This window comes from Tabrizicola aquatica (assembly GCF_002900975.1).
Classification (GTDB): domain Bacteria; phylum Pseudomonadota; class Alphaproteobacteria; order Rhodobacterales; family Rhodobacteraceae; genus Tabrizicola; species Tabrizicola aquatica.
In genome coordinates, this window is the sequence record NZ_PJON01000001.1 from 514,355 (window position 1) to 530,920 (window position 16,566).

The window sequence follows — 16,566 nt, forward strand, 5'->3', positions numbered from 1 at the left end:
TGTGGCCAGCCTAGCAAGACCGCGCCCGCCCGCCAAGCGCCGAGTGAGCCTTGCGCGCAGCGGCCGCAGGAATGCCCCCACCGGCGAAAACCGGAGGGGGCGGGGGCCTTAGTACTCGCCCGGACGGGCGCCGGCTTCGGGCTTCGCTTCGACCGGGGGCTCGGCGGTTGCGGTGGCGGTGCGGGCGCGTTCTTCCATGAACGAGTCGAACTCGGTCTTGTCCTTCGAGGTGCGCAGCCGCTGCAGGAAGGATTCGAACGCTTCCTGCTCTTCTTCCAGCCGGCGCAGGGCCTCGGCCTTGTAGCTGTCGAAGGCGTGGTTGCCGGTGGCCTGCATCATGCGCGGGCGGCTCCAGCCGGTGTCATGCGTGCGGCGCTGGCCGCAGGAACGTGCGAACATCTGTTTCCCCCAGATCAGGTAGGCCAGGATGGCAAGGCCGACGAGCGGGTTGATGACAAAGCCAAGGACCATGAAGGCGATCCAGGCCCATTTCCCCTTGGCGTCAAGCCAGGCTTCCCCCCGGCGAAAGGTGGCGCGGATCCCGCCAGGCCGGGCGGTGTCGGTATAGCTGTGCATGGGCGGTCTCCAGTTGATGTGAATGTCTTTCACATGATCGAAGATGCGCTGCCTTTGCCCCCGGTTCAAGAGGGTATGTGAAGATATTTTACATAAGCTGCCCGCAGTCCGTCCCATGCGCTTGGATGGGCGCGGGAAAGGGCCACCCGACGGCGGCCCTTTCCGATCTTACAGCGCGGGCTTAGTCCTTGCAGCAGGGCATGGGCTCGTCGCAGCAGGGGCCAAAGGCGCAGCAGGTTGCGGCATAGGCCGTGCCGCCGAAGGCGAACAGAAGTGCAAGGCTAAGGATCAGTCGTTTCATGTGCCAATCTCCATACTGGCGTTTGAGGGATAGGTGACAACATCCATCCATCATCCGCGAGGAGGCGGCGTAGCCGGTTGCGGCAGGGTCCCGGCCCGGGCCAGGTCAGCCAGGGGGCGCAGGCCCGCATCCGCGACGGCCAGCCCGGGTTCGGGGCCGCGCAGCGCCGGCATCCGGGCCTGACAGACGGTGCAGGCGATGCCGCAGGCGTCCAAGGCATCGGCATGGCACGGGGCCGCGCTGGCCAGCATGGGGCAACAGGGTTCGCCGGCCAGGCCCGCCGGGGCCGAGACGGCGAGGGCGATCAGCAGCCCAAGCGCCACCCAAAACTGGCGCAGCCAGCCGGAATGAACGCGAAATAAGACCGCAACGCGTGGCATGCCCAAGGTGATGGCACGGCCCGCAACCGCGATCCACACACATCCTGGAGAGCGGCGTGCCATTGACCCGGTCCCCGCGCCGCAGCAAGGTCGCGCCATGACCCTTGCCACCCGCATCACCCGCCAGCCGATCCCCTTCGACCCCGCTGCCGCTGCCGACCTGCGCAGCGAACTGCCCGGCTTTTCGCCCAAGGTGATGGACCTGATGGCCGCCACCGCCGCTTGCAGCCCCTACCTGCGCGGCCTCATGCTGCGCGAGGCCGACTGGCTGCGCACCGCGGTCGAGGCCCCCGAGGCGGCGCTGGACACCACGCTTGCCGCCGCCGACGGCCTTGCCGCCGAGGCGCTGCCGCTGGCCCTGCGCGAAGCCAAGCGCCGCGTCGCGCTCTTGTCCGCCTTGTGCGACCTGGGCGGCGTCTGGACGCTGGAGCAGGTGACAGGCGCGCTGACCCGGCTGGCCGACCGGGCGGTCCACATTAGCCTCACCACCCTTGTCGCCGAGGAAATCCGTCGCGGCAAACTGCCCGGCGCCAGCCCGGACGATGCCGCAACCGCGGGCGGGATGGTCGCGCTGGCGATGGGCAAGATGGGGGCGGGGGAGTTGAACTATTCCTCTGACATCGACCTGATCTGCCTGTTCGATGAAACCCGCTATCCTGGTGAGGAACAGGAAGCGCGGGCAAGCTTCATCAAGGTCACCCGCCGGATGGCCGCGATCCTGTCGGACACGACCGACGGCTATGTCTTTCGCAGCGACCTGCGCCTGCGCCCCGACGCCAGCGTCACCCCGGTCTGCCTGTCGATGGCCGCCGCCGAGGGCTATTACGAGGCCGAGGGCCGCACCTGGGAACGCGCCGCCTACATCAAGGCGCGGCCCTGTGGCGGCGACCTTGCGGCGGGGGAGCGGTTCCTGAAAACCCTCACCCCCTTCGTCTGGCGCAAGCACCTGGATTTCGTGGCGATCCAGGATGCCCACGACATGCGCCTGCGCATCCGCGACCACCGGGGCCTGCACGGCCCGATCACGGTGGAAGGCCACAACATGAAGCTTGGCGCGGGCGGCATCCGCGAGATCGAGTTCTTCACCCAGACCCGCCAGCTGATCGCCGGGGGCCGCGATCCCAGCTTGCGCGATCGCACCACGGTCGGCGGCCTGTCGGCGCTGGCGGCCAAAGGCTGGGTCCCGCCCGAAGTGGCCGAGGAGTTGACCACCCTCTACCGCGCCCACCGCGAGGTGGAACACCGGCTGCAAATGGTGAACGACGCCCAGACCCATTCGATGCCGACGACCCCCGAGGGCGTCGCCCGCATCGCCGCCTTCTGTGGCCAGTCGGATGCCGAGTTCCGCCGTGATCTTCTGGACCGGCTGAACCGCACCGACCGGCTGACCGAAGGCTTCTTCTCGCCCGGAGCGGTCGAGGATGGCCCGGAGCTTTCCGACAAGGCGCGCGAGATCACCAAGGGGTGGGAAAGCTATCCCGCGTTGCGGTCCGACCGCGCGCAAGCCATTTTCCGGCGCTTGCGCCCGCGTTTCCTTAAGGGTCTGGCCCGCGCGGCGAACCCGGACGAGGCGCTGGCCGCGCTGGATGCCTTCCTGGCAAAGCTGCCGGCCGGGGTGCAGCTTTTCGCGCTGTTCGAGGCGAACCCGACGCTCATTGACCTCATCATCGACATCGCCGGATCGGCCCCGGCGCTGGCGCAATACCTGGCGCGCAACGCCGCCGTGCTGGACGGGGTGATCGGCGGTAGTTTCTGGGGCGACTGGCCGGGCACCGCTGCCCTTCGGGCAGAACTGCACGCCCGCCTTGCGCCCGCGCCGGACTATGAGGGCCGGTTGGACATGGCGCGGCGCTGGATGAAGGAATGGCACTTCCGCATCGGTGTTCACCACCTGCGCGGCCTGATCGACGGATTCGAGGCCGGAAAACAGTATGCCGACCTGGCCGAGGCCGTGGTGCAGGTGATCTGGTCCGAGGTGACGACGGATTTCACCCGCAAACACGGGCCGATGCCGGGCCGAGGTGCGGTGGTGATCGGCATGGGGTCGATGGGGGCGGCGCGGCTGAACGCGGGCTCTGACCTCGATCTGATCGTGATCTATGACGACGCCGGGGTCGAAGGCTCGGACGGCCCGCGCCCCTTGGCGACGCGCCCCTATTACGCCCGCCTGACCCAGGCGCTGGTGACGGCGCTGACCGCGCAGATGCCGGAAGGTCGCCTTTACGAGGTGGACATGCGCCTGCGCCCCTCGGGCCGGGCGGGTCCGGTGGCGACCAGCCTGCACAGCTTCTCGACCTACCAGGAAACCGAGGCCTGGACCTGGGAACACCTGGCCCTGACCCGCGCACGGGTGCTGGCCGGCGAGCCGACCCTGGCCGGCGAGGTCGAGGACTTCCGGCGCGATCTTTTGCAGCGCAAGGGGCAGGGCGCGCGGGTCAAGCCGGACGTGGCCGACATGCGCGCCCGGCTGGCCGCCGCGAAACCGGCGCAAGGGGCCTGGGAGGCAAAGAACGGCCCCGGACGGATCATGGACATCGAACTGGCGGCGCAGACGGTGGCGCTGCTCTCGGGCAGCCCCGCCCGCAGCGTCGAACGCCAGATCGCGGCGGGGGCGGGCCGCCAATTGCCGCAATCGGACGCGCAGGCGCTGACGACTGCCTACAGGCTGATGTGGCGGCTGCATGCGGCGGCGCGTCTGCTCAGCGAGCGGGCGCTGGACTGGGAGAGCCTGGGCGAGGGCGGTCGCGCCTTTGTCCTGCGCGAGGCCGGGGCATCGGATGCAGACGTGCTGGCGCAGCAGCTGGCGCAAGCCGTGGCGGAAGCAGAGACAGCGGTGACGCGGCTGGTGGGGACGGCGGAGGGGGAGACGGGCGATGGAGCTGGCTGAGGCGGACCCGAAAGGGCTGGTGCGGGAAAGCTACCGGATCGAGGGGATCACGGCGGGGGAATGCCGGTCGATCTTCATGGACTGGGCGCTGTCGATCCCGGTGGGCGCGCCGGTGGCAGATGCGGTGCGGGTGCTGATCGCGACCTACGGGACGGCGAACCCTGACCACCCGATGACTTCCGTCCTGAACCAGGCGCTGGCCGCCCCCGAGATCCCCCGCCGTCGCGGGGGCCGAACCGGCCGCCAGGGCCTGCAAGCCTGACCAGTCAGGCGCTGCGGACCAGGTTCGCCGCTTCGCGGGCCAGACGGGTGATCTCGGCCCAGTCGCCCTTTGCCATCGCCTCTTTCGGCGCGACCCAGCTGCCGCCGACGCAGAGGATGTTTTTCAGCCCAAGGTAATCCGGCGCGATTTTGAAGCTGATCCCGCCGGTCGGGCAAAACCTGACCTGCGGAATGGGCGAGCCGATGGACTTCAGGTAAGCCGCACCCCCCGCCTGCTCGGCCGGGAAGAACTTCTGCACCGTGTACCCCTTCTCCAGCAGCGCCATGATCTCGCTGGCGGTGGCGGCCCCGGGCAGAAGGGGCAGGCCCTCATCTTCGCAAGCCGCGATGATCCGGTCCGTGGCCCCCGGCGAGACGCCAAACATCGCCCCCGCCGCCTTGGCTGCCTTCACATCGGCCGGGGTCAGCAGCGTGCCGGCACCCACCACGCCGCCCGGCACCTCGGCCATCGCCCGGATCGCGTCCAGCGCGACGGGCGTGCGCAGCGTCACCTCCAGCGCGGGCAGGCCTCCCGCCACCAGGGCCTGCGCCAGGGGGCGGGCATGGGCCAGATCATCGATCACCAGCACCGGGACGACCGGGGCAAGACGGCAGATTTCAGCGGCTTTGAGCGATTGCTGGGCGGGGGTCATGGTCAGGCTCCTTCAGGCCCCGGCGTCGGGGAAGTGGATAGTGCGGAAGCCTCCGGCGGGGATATTTGGGCCAGTATGAAAGCGCAAGAACGGTGCTGACCCCCCACCTCGGGCCCGGTTTCGGGGGGAGGCAGGGGGCCTTTCACACTGGACGGTCATCGGCGTCCCCGCCTGTACCGTGACCAGATATTGCACCGCCAATCCTTTCATACTGGTTAAAATATCCCCGCCGGAGGCAGCGACGGAACGACCGGGCGCGCCGGTCACAAAATGAGGGCACCGCCCGTATCGGCCGAACCGGCGCCGCGCCGGAAGGCGGCGAAAAGCTCGCGGCCGATGCCGAACTCATTGCCGGAAAGGTCGGCAGTGACAGGGGTGCGGCTGTCGAAGTCCGGGGCAAGGACGCTGAGTGTCCCCGCCACGGCGTCCAGTCGGACCATGTCGCCGTCCCGCAGTTTCGCCAGCGGGCCGCCCGCCGCCGCCTCGGGCGCGACATGGATCGCGGCCGGGACCTTGCCGGATGCGCCGGACATCCGGCCATCGGTCACCAAGGCGACCTTCAGCCCGCGGTCCTGCAGCACCGAGAGCGTCGGCGTCAGCGAGTGCAACTCGGGCATCCCGTTCGCCTGCGGGCCCTGGAAGCGGACGACGACCACAGTGTCGCCGGTGAACTCACCTGCCTTGAAGGCGGCCTTCACCGCGTCCTGGCTGTGGAACACGCGGGCCGGTGCCTCGATCACATGCCGCTCGGGCGCCACGGCCGAGACCTTGATCACGCCGCGCCCCAGGTTGCCGGTCAACTGCTTCAGCCCGCCTTCGGGCGCGAAGGGGTTCGAGGCCGGACGCACGATCCGGTCGTTCAGGCTTTCGACAGGTCCGTCGCGCCAGGTCAGGCGGCCGTCGGCCAGCACCGGTTCCTGCCGATAGGCGGCCAGCCCGTCGCCCGCGATGGTCTTGGCGTCGGGATGCAGCAGGCCCGCGTCCAGAAGCTGGCCGATCAGGAACTGCAAGCCGCCGGCGGCGTGGAAGTGGTTCACATCGGCCAGCCCGTTGGGATAGACCTTGGCCATCAGCGGCACGACCTCGGACAGGTCGGCAAAGTCCTGCAGGTCCAGCAGGACGCCCGAGGCGCGGGCCATGGCCGGCAGATGCAGCACCAGGTTGGTCGAGCCGCCCGTCGCCATCAGCCCGACGATCCCGTTCACATAGGCGCGTTCGTCCAGGATCTCGCCCGCCGGGCGGAAGTCGTTCCCCAGCGCCGTGATCGCCGCCGCGCGCTCCACGGCGGCCGTGGTCAGCGCCTCGCGCAGGGGGGTGCCGGGGTTCACGAAGCTGGTGCCCGGCAGATGAAGGCCCATGAACTCCATCAGCATCTGGTTGGTGTTGGCCGTGCCGTAGAAGGTGCAGGTGCCGGGGCCGTGGTAGCTGGCCATTTCGGCCGCCATCAGCTCTTCGCGGGTCGCCTTGCCCTCGGCATAGGCGTTGCGGACGCGGGATTTCTCGTCGTTGGGAATGCCGCTTGTCATCGGGCCTGCCGGAACGAAGACCGCCGGGACATGGCCGAAGGTGGCCGCAGCCATGATCAACCCGGGCACGATCTTGTCGCAGACGCCAAGATACAGGGCCGCGTCAAAGCAGTTGTGGGAAAGCGCCACGCCGGCCGCGAGGGCGATGACGTCGCGGGAGAACAGCGACAGCTCCATCCCCGGTTGGCCTTGCGTGACCCCGTCGCACATCGCCGGCACGCCGCCCGCCACCTGCACCGTGACGCCTGCCTTGGCCGCTGCCGCGCGGATCAGGTCGGGATAGCGTTCGAACGGCTGGTGCGCCGACAGCATGTCGTTGTAGGCGGTCACGATCCCCAGGTTCGGCACCTTGGCTGCGGCCAGCGCGTCCTTTGCCGTGCCCATCGCTGCATAGGCATGGGCCTGGTTGCCGCAACTGAGGTGCGCGCGGACCGGGCCGTTGGCAACCGCCTGGCCCATCCGCCCGAGATAGAGGCCGCGCGAGTGCTGCGAGCGGGCGCGGATGCGGTCGGTGACACGGGCGATCACGGGATGCAGGCTCATCGGGTCCTCCGGCAGGGCTGGGGCGGATATAGCAAGCTTTGTTAGCGCTAACAAGACCCGAGCCTGGTCAAGACTAGCACTGCGCCCTGTGACAAGGAAACCGCTGCCGGAAAGGTTTTGTTTCGGCGCGGGGCGCGAGCGGCCCAAACCGCAGGCGGCCACCTTCCGGTGGCGGGCGGGATCGGCTAAGGCTGGGGGATGGATGACACGACCGACCCCCGCCGCCTGCCCACTGTCCGCCTGAAGCCCAAGGCCGAGGCGCGGGCGATCCGCCATGGTTTCCCATGGGTCTATGCCGACGAACTGGTGACAGACCGGCGCACGCAGGGGCTGGCCCCCGGCGCGCTGGCGGTGCTGGAGGATGGCGAGCGTCGGACCCTGGGGCTGGTGACGGTTAACCCGAAGTCGAAGATCATCGCCAGGATGCTGGACCGCGACCCGGATGCCGTGGTGGACGAGGCCTGGTTCGCCGCGCGCCTGACCCGGGCACTGGCCTTGCGCGAGCGCCTGTTCGACGCGCCCTTCTACCGGCTGGTCCATGCCGAGGCTGATGGGCTGCCCGGCGTGGTGATCGACCGGTTCGGCGCGGTGGCGGTGGTCCAGCCCAACGCCGCCTGGGCCGAGGCGCTCTTGCCCGCCCTGGTGGCGGCGCTGGTGGCGGTTACTGGCGTGGCGACGGTGATCAAGAACGGGCAGGGCCGGTCCCGGGGGCTGGAGGGTCTGGTCGAGGAGATGGCGGTGGTCCATGGCACGGCGCCGGACGGTCCGGTGCCGGTGCCGATGAACGGCGCGACCTATATGGCGGACCTGATGGGCGGGCAGAAGACCGGCCTCTTCTTCGACCAGCGGCCGAACCACGCCTTTGCCGCGCGCCTGTCGCGCGGGGTGCGGGTGCTGGATGTGTTCTCCCATGTCGGCGGCTTTGCGCTGGCGGCTCTGGCGGGGGGGGCGGACAGCGCGCTGGCCGTCGATGCCTCGGCCGCTGCTTTGGAATTGGCAAAGGCCGGGGCCGCGGCCTCGGGCATGGGCGACCGTTTTGCCACGCGGCAGGGCGATGCGTTCGAGGTGCTGGAGGCGCTGGGATCGGAAGGCGCGCGGTTCGACGTGGTGATCTGCGACCCGCCGGCCTTTGCGCCCGCGAAACCGGCGCTGGAGGCGGGCCTGCGGGCCTATGAGCGGATTGCGCGGCTGGCGGCACCTTTGGTGGCACCGGGGGGCTACCTGGTGCTGTGTTCCTGCAGCCATGCGGCCGACCTGCAGGCCTTCCGCAACGCCAGTGCGCGCGGGATCGGGCGCGGCGGGCGGCGGGGGCAGATCATCCACACCGGCTTTGCCGGGCCGGACCATCCGGTGCTGCCGCAACTGGCCGAATCCTCGTATCTCAAGACGCTGGCCTTCCGGCTGGACGGGTAAGGTGGGCGGGACCGCCCACCCTACGCCCAGACCGGGTGCGCCGAAGGCGGTCCTGGATGCCTGCGTCCTCTATCCGACCGTCCTGCGCGAGATCCTGCAGGGCGCGGCCGCTGCCGGCCTGTTCCAGCCAGTCGCGTCCGAGCGCATCCTGCGCGAATGGGTGCTGGCGACGGCCAAGCTTGGCCCCGAAGTCCCGGCGCTTGCCGCCGCCGAGGCGGCGCTGTTCCGCGCCGCCTTCCCGCGCGCGGTGGTGGCCGAGCGCGCCGATATCGAGGCGCGGCTTCTGCTGCCCGATCCGAACGACCGCCATGTGCTGGCCAGCGCCATTGCCAGCGGGGCGGATGCCATCGTCACCTTCAACGCCCAGGATTTCCCCGGCCATGTGCTGGCCGCCGAGGGAATCGCGCGCCGCGACCCGGACGGGTTCCTGTGGGAATTGCAGTCGCGCCACCCTGAGGTGATGGCGACGGTTGTCGAGGCAGTGCGCGCCAAGGCCGAGGCGATCTCGGGTCAGCCGGTGGCGCTGAAAGGGCTGTTGAAGCGGGCGCGGCTTTACCGGCTGGCAAAGGCGCTGGGGGTCTAAGGGGGCGGTGCGCTGGAAGCGCACCCTACGCCGGGGGCTGGGCGGTCACGTCATGGCCGTAAAGCCAGTCGAAGCGGGACAGCATCGTGCCGGGCGAGAGGCGGCCCAAGAGGCGCAGGCCGGTGTGGCCGATGACCCGCGGCAGGCCGGACATGTGATAGGCCCGGGCATTGGCCGTGGCCGCCGCGACGATCCGCGTCGTGCGCGGCTTGCGCAGCGCCTGGTAGGCGGCCAGGGCCGCTGGGATCGTGTCGTGGCGCGACAGGCAATCGGTCAGGACCCAGGCATCCTCCAGCCCCATGCTGGCGCCTTGCGCCAGGAAGGGCAGGGTGGGATGCGCCGCATCGCCCAGGATCGCCACGCCCGTCGGATCGACCCAGGTGCTGGCCACCTGATGCCGGAACAAACCCCAAAGCCAGGGGTCCTCCACCCGTTCCAGCCAGCCGCGCACCCGGGGCGAGAAGCCGGCAAAGGCCAGCCGCAGGTCCATGCTGTCGTCGCGCAGGGTCCAGCTTTCCTCGGCCCATTTCGCGCGTTCCTCGACCGCGACGATGTTGCGCAAAGTCCCGCCGCGCAGGGGGTAGCTGACCAGATGCCGGCCGGGGCCCATATGCACCTCGGCCACCGGGGCGGCGCCGGGTTCGGCCGGGATCACCGCGCGCCAGGCGACCTGATGGGTGAAGAATGCGGTTTCCGGCCCGTTCAGCGCGGTCCGCACCTTTGAGTGCAATCCATCCGCCCCGACCAATAGCGCGGCCTCCAGCCGCTCACCGCCGTCCAGCACCACGGCGGGGCGCGGGGGGGAGAGGTCTACCTCGGCCACCCGCGACAGAAGGCGCAGGGTCACCCCGGCCTCGACCGCGCCCTGCAGCAGAAGCGCGATCAGGTCGGCGCGGTGCAGGAAGTGATAGCCCTGATCAGGCCGCAGCCGGCCAACCTCCAGCCGCGTGACGGCATCGCCCGAGGGGCCGTCGACCAGCTGCACCGCCTGTGCCCGGACCGACGCCGCCTCCAGCGCCGGGTAAAGCCCCAGCGCCCGCAGCACGCAGGCCCCGTTGGGCGAGATCTGCAACCCCGCCCCCACCTCGCGGATGGCGTCGGCCTGCTCCAGCACCGTGACCTGCGCCCCGCGCAGCGCCAGGGCCCGCGCCAGGGCCAGGCCCGCAACGCCCGCGCCCACCACCGTGACGGATTGGCCGATCAGGCTCATCGCAACCTCCCGAAGTGAAAACGCCGGACCAAAGGCCCGGCGTGAAACGCAGATCGTCGCCGGGCCGGCCTTAATCCTCGCGGTGGACCTTTTCGCGGCGCTCGTGCTTTTCCTGAGCTTCCAGGGTCATCGTGGCAATCGGGCGCGCGTCCAGCCGCTTCAGGCTGATCGGCTCGCCGGTCACTTCGCAATAGCCGAACTCGCCGCTTTCGATCCGGCGCAGGGCCGCATCGATCTTGGCCACCAGCTTGCGCTGGCGGTCGCGGGTGCGCAGTTCCAGCGCGCGGTCGGTTTCCTCGGAGGCGCGGTCGGCGATGTCGGGGACGTTGCGGGCGCTGTCCTGCAGGCTGTCGATCGTCTCGGCCGACTGGTCCAGAAGCTCTTGCTTCCAGATCAGGAGTTTCCTGCGGAAATACTCCAGCTGGCGTTCGTTCATGAAGGGCTCGTCCTCGGCGGGACGATAATCATCGGGCAGGAAAACTTCGGCCTTCATCGAAACTTTCTCCTTCGCGCCGGACCGGTCCGACAGGTGGGCTTCTGTCATCGACGCACTCCTGTTGGGCGGCCATGTACCCCAAGCCCGGGGGATTGTCACTAGCGGTTGCTACATTTTCTGGGCACAGGTAGGGTTTGTGAAAGTCCGGCAGGCAGGATGTTGTAAGCACGATGAAATTCGCCACGACCGACCGCTACGTCGCCTCGGATGATCTGGCGCTGGCGGTGAACGCCGCCGTCACCCTGCAGCGCCCGCTTCTGGTGAAGGGAGAGCCGGGGACCGGCAAGACCGAGCTTGCCCGCCAGGTCGCCGAAGGGCTGGGCCTGCCCTTGATCGAATGGCATGTAAAGTCCACCACCAAGGCGCAGCAGGGGCTGTACGAATATGACGCCGTCAGCCGGTTGCGCGACAGCCAGCTTGGCGACAAGCGCGTCAACGACGTCGCAAACTACATCCGCAAGGGCAAGCTCTGGCAGGCGTTCGAGGCCGAGGCCCGCGTGGTCCTGCTGATCGACGAGATCGACAAGGCCGATATCGAGTTTCCGAACGACCTTCTGCAGGAACTCGACCGGATGGAGTTCCATGTCTACGAAACCGGCCAGACCGTGAAGGCGCGGCACCGGCCGGTGGTCATCATCACCTCGAACAACGAAAAGGAACTGCCCGACGCCTTTCTGCGGCGCTGTTTCTTCCACTATATCCGCTTTCCCGACCCCGAGACGCTGGCCGCCATCGTCCGGGTGCATTTCCCCGACATCAAGGACCAGCTTCTGGCCGCCGCCCTGACCCGGTTCTTCGAAATCCGCGAGGTGCCGGGGCTGAAGAAGAAACCCTCGACTTCTGAGGTGCTGGATTGGCTGCGGCTTCTTCTGGCCGAGGATCTGGCGCCCGAGGATCTGCGCAAGGATGCCAAATCGGCGCTGCCCCGGCTGCATGGCGCGCTTCTGAAGAACGAACAGGACGTGCAGCTTTTCGAACGCCTGGCCTTCATGGCACGGGGGCAGCGCGGCTGAAGGCCCTCCGCAACGGGGGATGCGAATCGATTCGCCGCAGGGCTGCGGGCGCAGGATCGGTAGCATCTGACGCGGAACCTGCAACAATCGGTGATGGGTCGGGACAGATGCTGCGGCCGAGAGAACTTTAACCGCGAGGGGTAGTGCCCCGAAAATCCGCACTTTTTCGGCAATTGACTCATGGGTCGGCTGGCCCCGAGACTTGTGCGGCGTCCCAGCTGCCGGGGCGTGTTGCCCTTGGTCTGCCCATGCGTCTGACCCTTGCCGTCCTTGCGCTTGCCGCGCTGTCCGCTTGCGCGCCGCCAGCGCAGGTGTCGAAGAACCAGCCCTTGTCGGGGGCGGGCTTCGGTGCCCTGTCGGTGCGCGCCACGCCTGGGTCCGCGCCCGCTGCCCGGTCGATCGCGCGCGACTTCATGGATCTCAGCTTCGCGCTGGAAAGCGGCCAGCGGATCGAAACCTTCACCCGGTTCGAGGGTCCGATCACCGTGGCCTTTGCCGGCGAAGTGCCAGCCTCGGCCCCGCGCGACCTGGCCGACCTGCTGGCCCGCCTGAGGTCGGAGGCCGGGATCGACATCACCCAGACCACGGGGGCCGCGACGATCACCGTCGAATTCGCCCGCCGGTCCGAATTGCGCCGCCTTGCGCCACAGGCCGCCTGTTTCGTGGTGCCGAACGTCGCGTCGCTGGCCGACTACCGCCAGTCGCGCGGCTCGGACGCGGTGGATTGGGCCCGCATCACCCGGCGCGACCGGGCGGCGATCTTCATCCCGACCGACACCAGCCCGCAGGAAATCCGCGACTGCCTGCACGAGGAACTGGCCCAGGCACTTGGTCCCCTGAACGACCTCTACCGGCTGTCCGACAGCGTGTTCAACGACGACAACTTCCATTCGACGCTGACCGGCTTCGACATGGAGATCCTGCGTCTGACCTATTCCTCGGGGCTTGCCACCGGCATGACCCGGGCTGCGGTTGCGGCGCGGCTGGGGACCAGCCCGATGCCCTCGGTCAACGAGACCCCTGTCGAGTGGGTCCAGGCCATCGAGGCCGCGCTGGGCCGCAACGGCACGCTTGGCGCGCGCCAGACCGCGGCCGAACGGGCCTTGCGCATCGCGACCGAGGCGGGCTGGCAGGACAGCCGCGCCGCCTTCAGCCATTTCGCCGTCGGCCGCCTGACCGCCGGCAGCGATCCCGGCCGGGCCTTGCAGGCCTTTGACCGGGCGGGGGCGCTTTGGTCCCGCCTGCCGGGGGGCGAGGTGCAACTGGCCCATGTCGACATGCAGCTGGCCGCGATGGCCCTGGCCGGGGGGCTGGCCGAGGATGCCGTCCGCCTGACCGACCGCGCCATTCCCCCCGTCCGGCAAAGCGGCAATGCCGCCCTTCTGGCTACCCTGATGCTGGTCAAGGCCGAGGCGCTGGAGGCCCTGGGCAACCCGCAGGCTGCGGCGGCGCTGCGCCTCGACAGCCAGCCCTGGGCACGCTATGGCTTCGGCCCTGACAGCGTGGTCAAGGCCCGGATGCGCGATATCGCCGCCGTCGCCAGCCGCGCCGCGAAAGGGTGAAGGGGCGGGCAACCGCCTGGAAAAGGGGCGGAATGTTCGTCATAGCTGGGGTGGTTCTGGGGGTTCTCTACGGCGGCTGGACCGCCAAGCGGCGCGGCGGCAAGCGCGCTGACATCGCCCAATACGCCGCCGTCTATGCCATCTTCTTCGGGCTGATCGGCCTGTTCGTCACGCTGATCCTCGACCGTCTCCTCCTCGGCTGACCGATGTTCCTCCCGTTCTTCCAGACGCTGCGGGAAGAGGGGGTGCCGGTCTCGTTGCGGGAGTTCCTGGCCTTTCTGGAAGCCCTCGCCGCGGGCCTGGTGATCCATGACGCAGAGGGCTTCTACCACCTGGCCCGCCTGACGCTGGTCAAGGACGAACGCCACATCGACCGCTTCGACCGCGCCTTCGCCCGTGCCTTCCAGGGGCTTGGGGCGATCACGCCCGACCAGGTGCTTGACGCCCTGAACCTGCCGCAGGACTGGCTGGAAAAGCTGGCCGAACGCCACCTGTCCGAGGAGGAACGCGCCGCGATCCAGGCCCTGGGCGGCTTCGACAAGCTGATGGAAACCCTGCGCCAACGACTGGAGGACCAGAAGGGCCGCCACCAGGGCGGGTCGAAGTGGATCGGCACCGCCGGCACCTCGCCCTTCGGGGCCCATGGCTACAATCCCGAAGGGGTGCGGATCGGCCAGGACCAAAGCCGCCACCAGCGCGCGGTCAAGGTCTGGGACCGGCGCGAGTTTCGCAACCTGGACGGCGATGCGGAGATCGGCACCCGCACGATGAAGCTTGCCCTTCGCCGCCTGCGCCGCTGGGCCCGCGACGGCGCGGATCAGGAACTGGACCTGGACGGCACCATCCGCGCCACCGCTGCGCAGGGCTGGCTGGACGTGCAAACCAGGCCCCAGCGGCGCAATGCGGTGAAGGTGCTTCTCCTTCTGGACATCGGCGGCTCGATGGACCCGCATATCCGGGTGATGGAGGAACTTTTCACCGCCGCCCGCGCCGAATTCCGCCACCTGGAAACCTTCTACTTCCACAATTGCGTGTACGAAGGGCTTTGGCGCGACAACAGCCGCCGCTGGGACCACCAGACCCCGACCTGGGACGTGATCCGCACCTACGGCGCGGATTGGCGGCTGATCCTGGTGGGCGATGCCGCCATGTCGCCCTATGAGATCACCCATCCCGGCGGCGCCAACGAACACTGGAACCGCGAGGCGGGCGAGGTCTGGCTGCAGCGCCTCCGCGCGCAATGGCCGCATCACCTGTGGATCAACCCGGTGGCCGAACCCGACTGGCGCTATAGCCAATCCACCGCCCTTATCCGCCGGATATTCGAGGACCGCATGGTGCCGATGACGCTGGACGGGCTGGCGCGGGGCGTAAGGGAGTTGCGATGAAACGGCTTCTCACCCTCTGGCGCACGCGGCCCTGGCTGACCTCGGCCTTCCTCCTTGCCTGCGGGGTCACGCTGTTCTTTGCCGGGCGGCTGGTGGTCTATACCGTCTATTGGTCCACCCACCGCGAGATGCCGGTCGAACCCTGGATGACCGTGGGCTATGTCGCCCGCTCCTGGGGCCTTGATCCGCGCGAATTGGACGATGCCGCCGGCCTGCCGGGGCCGGAAGAGCGCGGCCGCCCGCAACCCCTGGCCGAGATTGCCCGCGACCGTGGCGTGCCGGTGGCCGAGGTGATCGCCGATGTGCAGGCCGCCATCACCACCCTGCGGGCCGGGCAATGACCGACTGGCTGCTGGGACTGGTGCCGCAATACGGGCTGTGGCTGCTGGCGGCGACCACCTTCCTGTCCTGCCTGGCGCTGCCGATCCCGGCCTCGATCCTGATGCTGACGGCGGGGGGCTTTGCCGCCGCCGGGGATCTGGTGCTGTGGCAGGCGTTTCTGGCGGCGCTGGCGGGGGCAGTGGCCGGGGACCAGTTGGGCTATTGGGCGGGCAGGGGGCTTGGCGCGGGGCTGCTGGCGCGGCTGCGCGCCGATCCGGGGCGGGACCGGCTTTTGGCGCGGGCCGATGCGCTGATGGACCGGCGCGGCGTGCTGGCGGTGTTCCTGACGCGCTGGCTTCTCAGCCCGCTTGGCCCCTGGGTCAACCTGGTGGCGGGCAGCACCCGCTATGGCTGGCCGCGCTTCACCGCCGCTGGCGTCGCGGGCGAGGGGGTCTGGGCCGGGCTTTACGTCGGCACCGGCCATGCCTTTGCCGGCAATGTCCAGGCCGCCAGCGACATGCTTGGCTCGGCTCTTGGCATGGTCGGCGGGGCAGGGGCGGTGCTGGCGCTTGGCTACTGGCTGTTCTCCACCCCCCGGGCTGCGGCGCGGGGCCGCAAGCGGCACTGATCCAGGCCCTTTGCTCCGCGCCCCGCGCCACCCTATATCCGCGACATGACCAAGCTTCTCCTCCCCCTCGCGCTGGCCGTCCTTTACGCCTTTCTGATGCTGCGCTTTTCCGTCTGGCGCACCGGCAAGGTGCTGGACGAAAACTCGCAGCCCCTGACCGATCCCGCGATCACCCGGCTGGCCCAGCGGATGGCGGCGGCGATGGACCTGCCGGAAATCCGCGTCCATGTGTACGAGGTCGAGCCGATCAATGGTCTTGCCGCCCCCGACGGCCGCATCTTCCTGACGCGCGGCTTCCTGAATCGCAAAGCGCGCGGCGAGGTGACGGCCGAGGAACTGGCCAGCGTGATCGCGCATGAGTTGGGCCATGTCGCCCAGGGCCATATCCGCCGCCGGATGATCGACTTTACCGGGCAGAACGCGGTGTTCGTGATGCTCTCGGCCTTCCTGAACCGCTTTCTGCCGATCATCGGGATCTGGATCGCGAACCTTCTGTCGACCGCCCTGATGGCGCGCCTGTCGCGCCGGGACGAGTTCGAGGCGGACGCCTATGCCTCGGCCCTGCTGATCAAGGCCGGGATCGGCACCGCGCCGCAGAAGTCGCTGTTTCGCAAGCTGGATGCGCTGACCCAGACCCGGGCCGAAGGGATTCCGGCCTGGCTTCTCAGCCACCCAAGGGTAGAGGAGCGCATCGCCGCGATCGAGGCGAACGAGGCCCGCTGGCTCCACGCCTGACGTGACGGCGGCCCGGCCCCGAACCGCTCCTCGATGACTGCGTCACTCGTCGCTGCCGCCCCGCGACGAGAAGACGAAGTCGCACGAGGA

17 protein-coding genes are annotated in these 16,566 nt (G+C 69.1%); 11 read left to right on the forward strand and 6 right to left on the reverse strand.

Features of this window, described 5'->3' with window-relative positions; translation table 11 throughout:
• Positions 1-108 precede the first annotated feature (108 nt).
• Both CXR42_RS02465 and CXR42_RS02470 read right to left on the reverse strand, forming a co-directional pair.
• Positions 109-576, reverse strand: a complete 468-nt coding sequence (locus CXR42_RS02465) for a DUF2852 domain-containing protein (RefSeq protein WP_103255920.1) — start codon at positions 574-576, stop codon at positions 109-111.
• Positions 577-927: 351 nt separating this feature from the next.
• Positions 928-1,257 (reverse strand): hypothetical protein, encoded by a 330-nt coding sequence (locus CXR42_RS02470; protein WP_146037981.1) that lies wholly within the window; start codon positions 1,255-1,257, stop codon positions 928-930.
• A 97-nt stretch (positions 1,258-1,354) separates the two neighbouring features.
• Here CXR42_RS02470 and CXR42_RS02475 point away from each other — a divergent pair, with 97 nt between their 5' ends.
• Both CXR42_RS02475 and CXR42_RS02480 read left to right on the forward strand, forming a co-directional pair.
• Positions 1,355-4,144 carry a [protein-PII] uridylyltransferase family protein gene (locus tag CXR42_RS02475; protein ID WP_103255922.1) on the forward strand — a complete coding sequence of 930 codons (2,790 nt, stop codon included), beginning with the start codon at positions 1,355-1,357 and terminating at the stop codon, positions 4,142-4,144.
• Positions 4,131-4,406: a hypothetical protein gene (locus CXR42_RS02480; protein ID WP_103255923.1), complete on the forward strand. Its 276-nt coding sequence runs from the start codon at positions 4,131-4,133 to the stop codon at positions 4,404-4,406. The genes CXR42_RS02475 and CXR42_RS02480 overlap by 14 nt, the downstream gene beginning before the upstream one ends.
• A 4-nt stretch (positions 4,407-4,410) precedes the next feature.
• On the opposite strand, the gene CXR42_RS02485 is transcribed toward CXR42_RS02480, so the two are convergent.
• On the reverse strand, positions 4,411-5,058 hold the full coding sequence (locus CXR42_RS02485; RefSeq protein WP_103255924.1) for a bifunctional 4-hydroxy-2-oxoglutarate aldolase/2-dehydro-3-deoxy-phosphogluconate aldolase: 648 nt from the start codon (positions 5,056-5,058) through the stop codon (positions 4,411-4,413).
• 263 nt (positions 5,059-5,321) lie between these two features.
• The gene (gene edd, locus CXR42_RS02490; protein ID WP_103255925.1) at positions 5,322-7,127 is read right to left on the reverse strand and encodes a phosphogluconate dehydratase; all 1,806 of its coding nucleotides are present in this window, start codon (positions 7,125-7,127) and stop codon (positions 5,322-5,324) included.
• Between the two features lie 198 nt (positions 7,128-7,325).
• Between edd and CXR42_RS02495 the strand changes: the two genes are divergently transcribed.
• Positions 7,326-8,540: an RSP_2647 family RNA methyltransferase gene (locus CXR42_RS02495; protein WP_103255926.1), complete on the forward strand. Its 1,215-nt coding sequence runs from the start codon at positions 7,326-7,328 to the stop codon at positions 8,538-8,540.
• 1 nt (position 8,541) lies between these two features.
• Complete coding sequence (locus CXR42_RS02500) at positions 8,542-9,123, forward strand: RSP_2648 family PIN domain-containing protein (protein WP_103255927.1); 582 nt, start codon at positions 8,542-8,544, stop codon at positions 9,121-9,123.
• Between the two features lie 25 nt (positions 9,124-9,148).
• On the opposite strand, the gene CXR42_RS02505 is transcribed toward CXR42_RS02500, so the two are convergent.
• Both CXR42_RS02505 and dksA read right to left on the reverse strand, forming a co-directional pair.
• The gene (locus CXR42_RS02505; RefSeq protein WP_103255928.1) at positions 9,149-10,333 is read right to left on the reverse strand and encodes an FAD-dependent oxidoreductase; all 1,185 of its coding nucleotides are present in this window, start codon (positions 10,331-10,333) and stop codon (positions 9,149-9,151) included.
• 70 nt (positions 10,334-10,403) lie between these two features.
• Positions 10,404-10,826 carry an RNA polymerase-binding protein DksA gene (dksA, locus tag CXR42_RS02510; protein WP_103256985.1) on the reverse strand — a complete coding sequence of 141 codons (423 nt, stop codon included), beginning with the start codon at positions 10,824-10,826 and terminating at the stop codon, positions 10,404-10,406.
• Between the two features lie 173 nt (positions 10,827-10,999).
• Between dksA and CXR42_RS02515 the strand changes: the two genes are divergently transcribed.
• The 7 genes from CXR42_RS02515 to CXR42_RS02540 all read left to right on the forward strand — a co-directional run bounded on the left by CXR42_RS02515 (position 11,000) and on the right by CXR42_RS02540 (position 16,476).
• Positions 11,000-11,842 carry an AAA family ATPase gene (locus CXR42_RS02515; protein ID WP_103255929.1) on the forward strand — a complete coding sequence of 281 codons (843 nt, stop codon included), beginning with the start codon at positions 11,000-11,002 and terminating at the stop codon, positions 11,840-11,842.
• Positions 11,843-12,090: 248 nt separating this feature from the next.
• Positions 12,091-13,404: a DUF2927 domain-containing protein gene (locus CXR42_RS02520; RefSeq protein ID WP_103255930.1), complete on the forward strand. Its 1,314-nt coding sequence runs from the start codon at positions 12,091-12,093 to the stop codon at positions 13,402-13,404.
• 32 nt (positions 13,405-13,436) lie between these two features.
• Positions 13,437-13,607 carry a hypothetical protein gene (locus CXR42_RS19435; protein WP_180995948.1) on the forward strand — a complete coding sequence of 57 codons (171 nt, stop codon included), beginning with the start codon at positions 13,437-13,439 and terminating at the stop codon, positions 13,605-13,607.
• 3 nt (positions 13,608-13,610) lie between these two features.
• Positions 13,611-14,792, forward strand: coding sequence for a vWA domain-containing protein (locus CXR42_RS02525; RefSeq protein ID WP_103255931.1), 1,182 nt, complete (start codon positions 13,611-13,613; stop codon positions 14,790-14,792).
• Positions 14,789-15,133 carry a hypothetical protein gene (locus CXR42_RS02530; RefSeq protein WP_103255932.1) on the forward strand — a complete coding sequence of 115 codons (345 nt, stop codon included), beginning with the start codon at positions 14,789-14,791 and terminating at the stop codon, positions 15,131-15,133. The genes CXR42_RS02525 and CXR42_RS02530 overlap by 4 nt, the downstream gene beginning before the upstream one ends.
• Entirely contained in the window at positions 15,130-15,741 is a 612-nt protein-coding gene (locus CXR42_RS02535) for a DedA family protein (RefSeq protein WP_103255933.1), read from the forward strand. Before CXR42_RS02530 ends, CXR42_RS02535 begins: the two co-directional genes overlap by 4 nt.
• A gap of 45 nt (positions 15,742-15,786) precedes the next feature.
• A complete protein-coding gene (locus tag CXR42_RS02540; RefSeq protein WP_103255934.1) occupies positions 15,787-16,476 on the forward strand; it encodes a M48 family metallopeptidase in 690 nt (229 codons plus the stop codon).
• Positions 16,477-16,566: the final 90 nt, after the last annotated feature.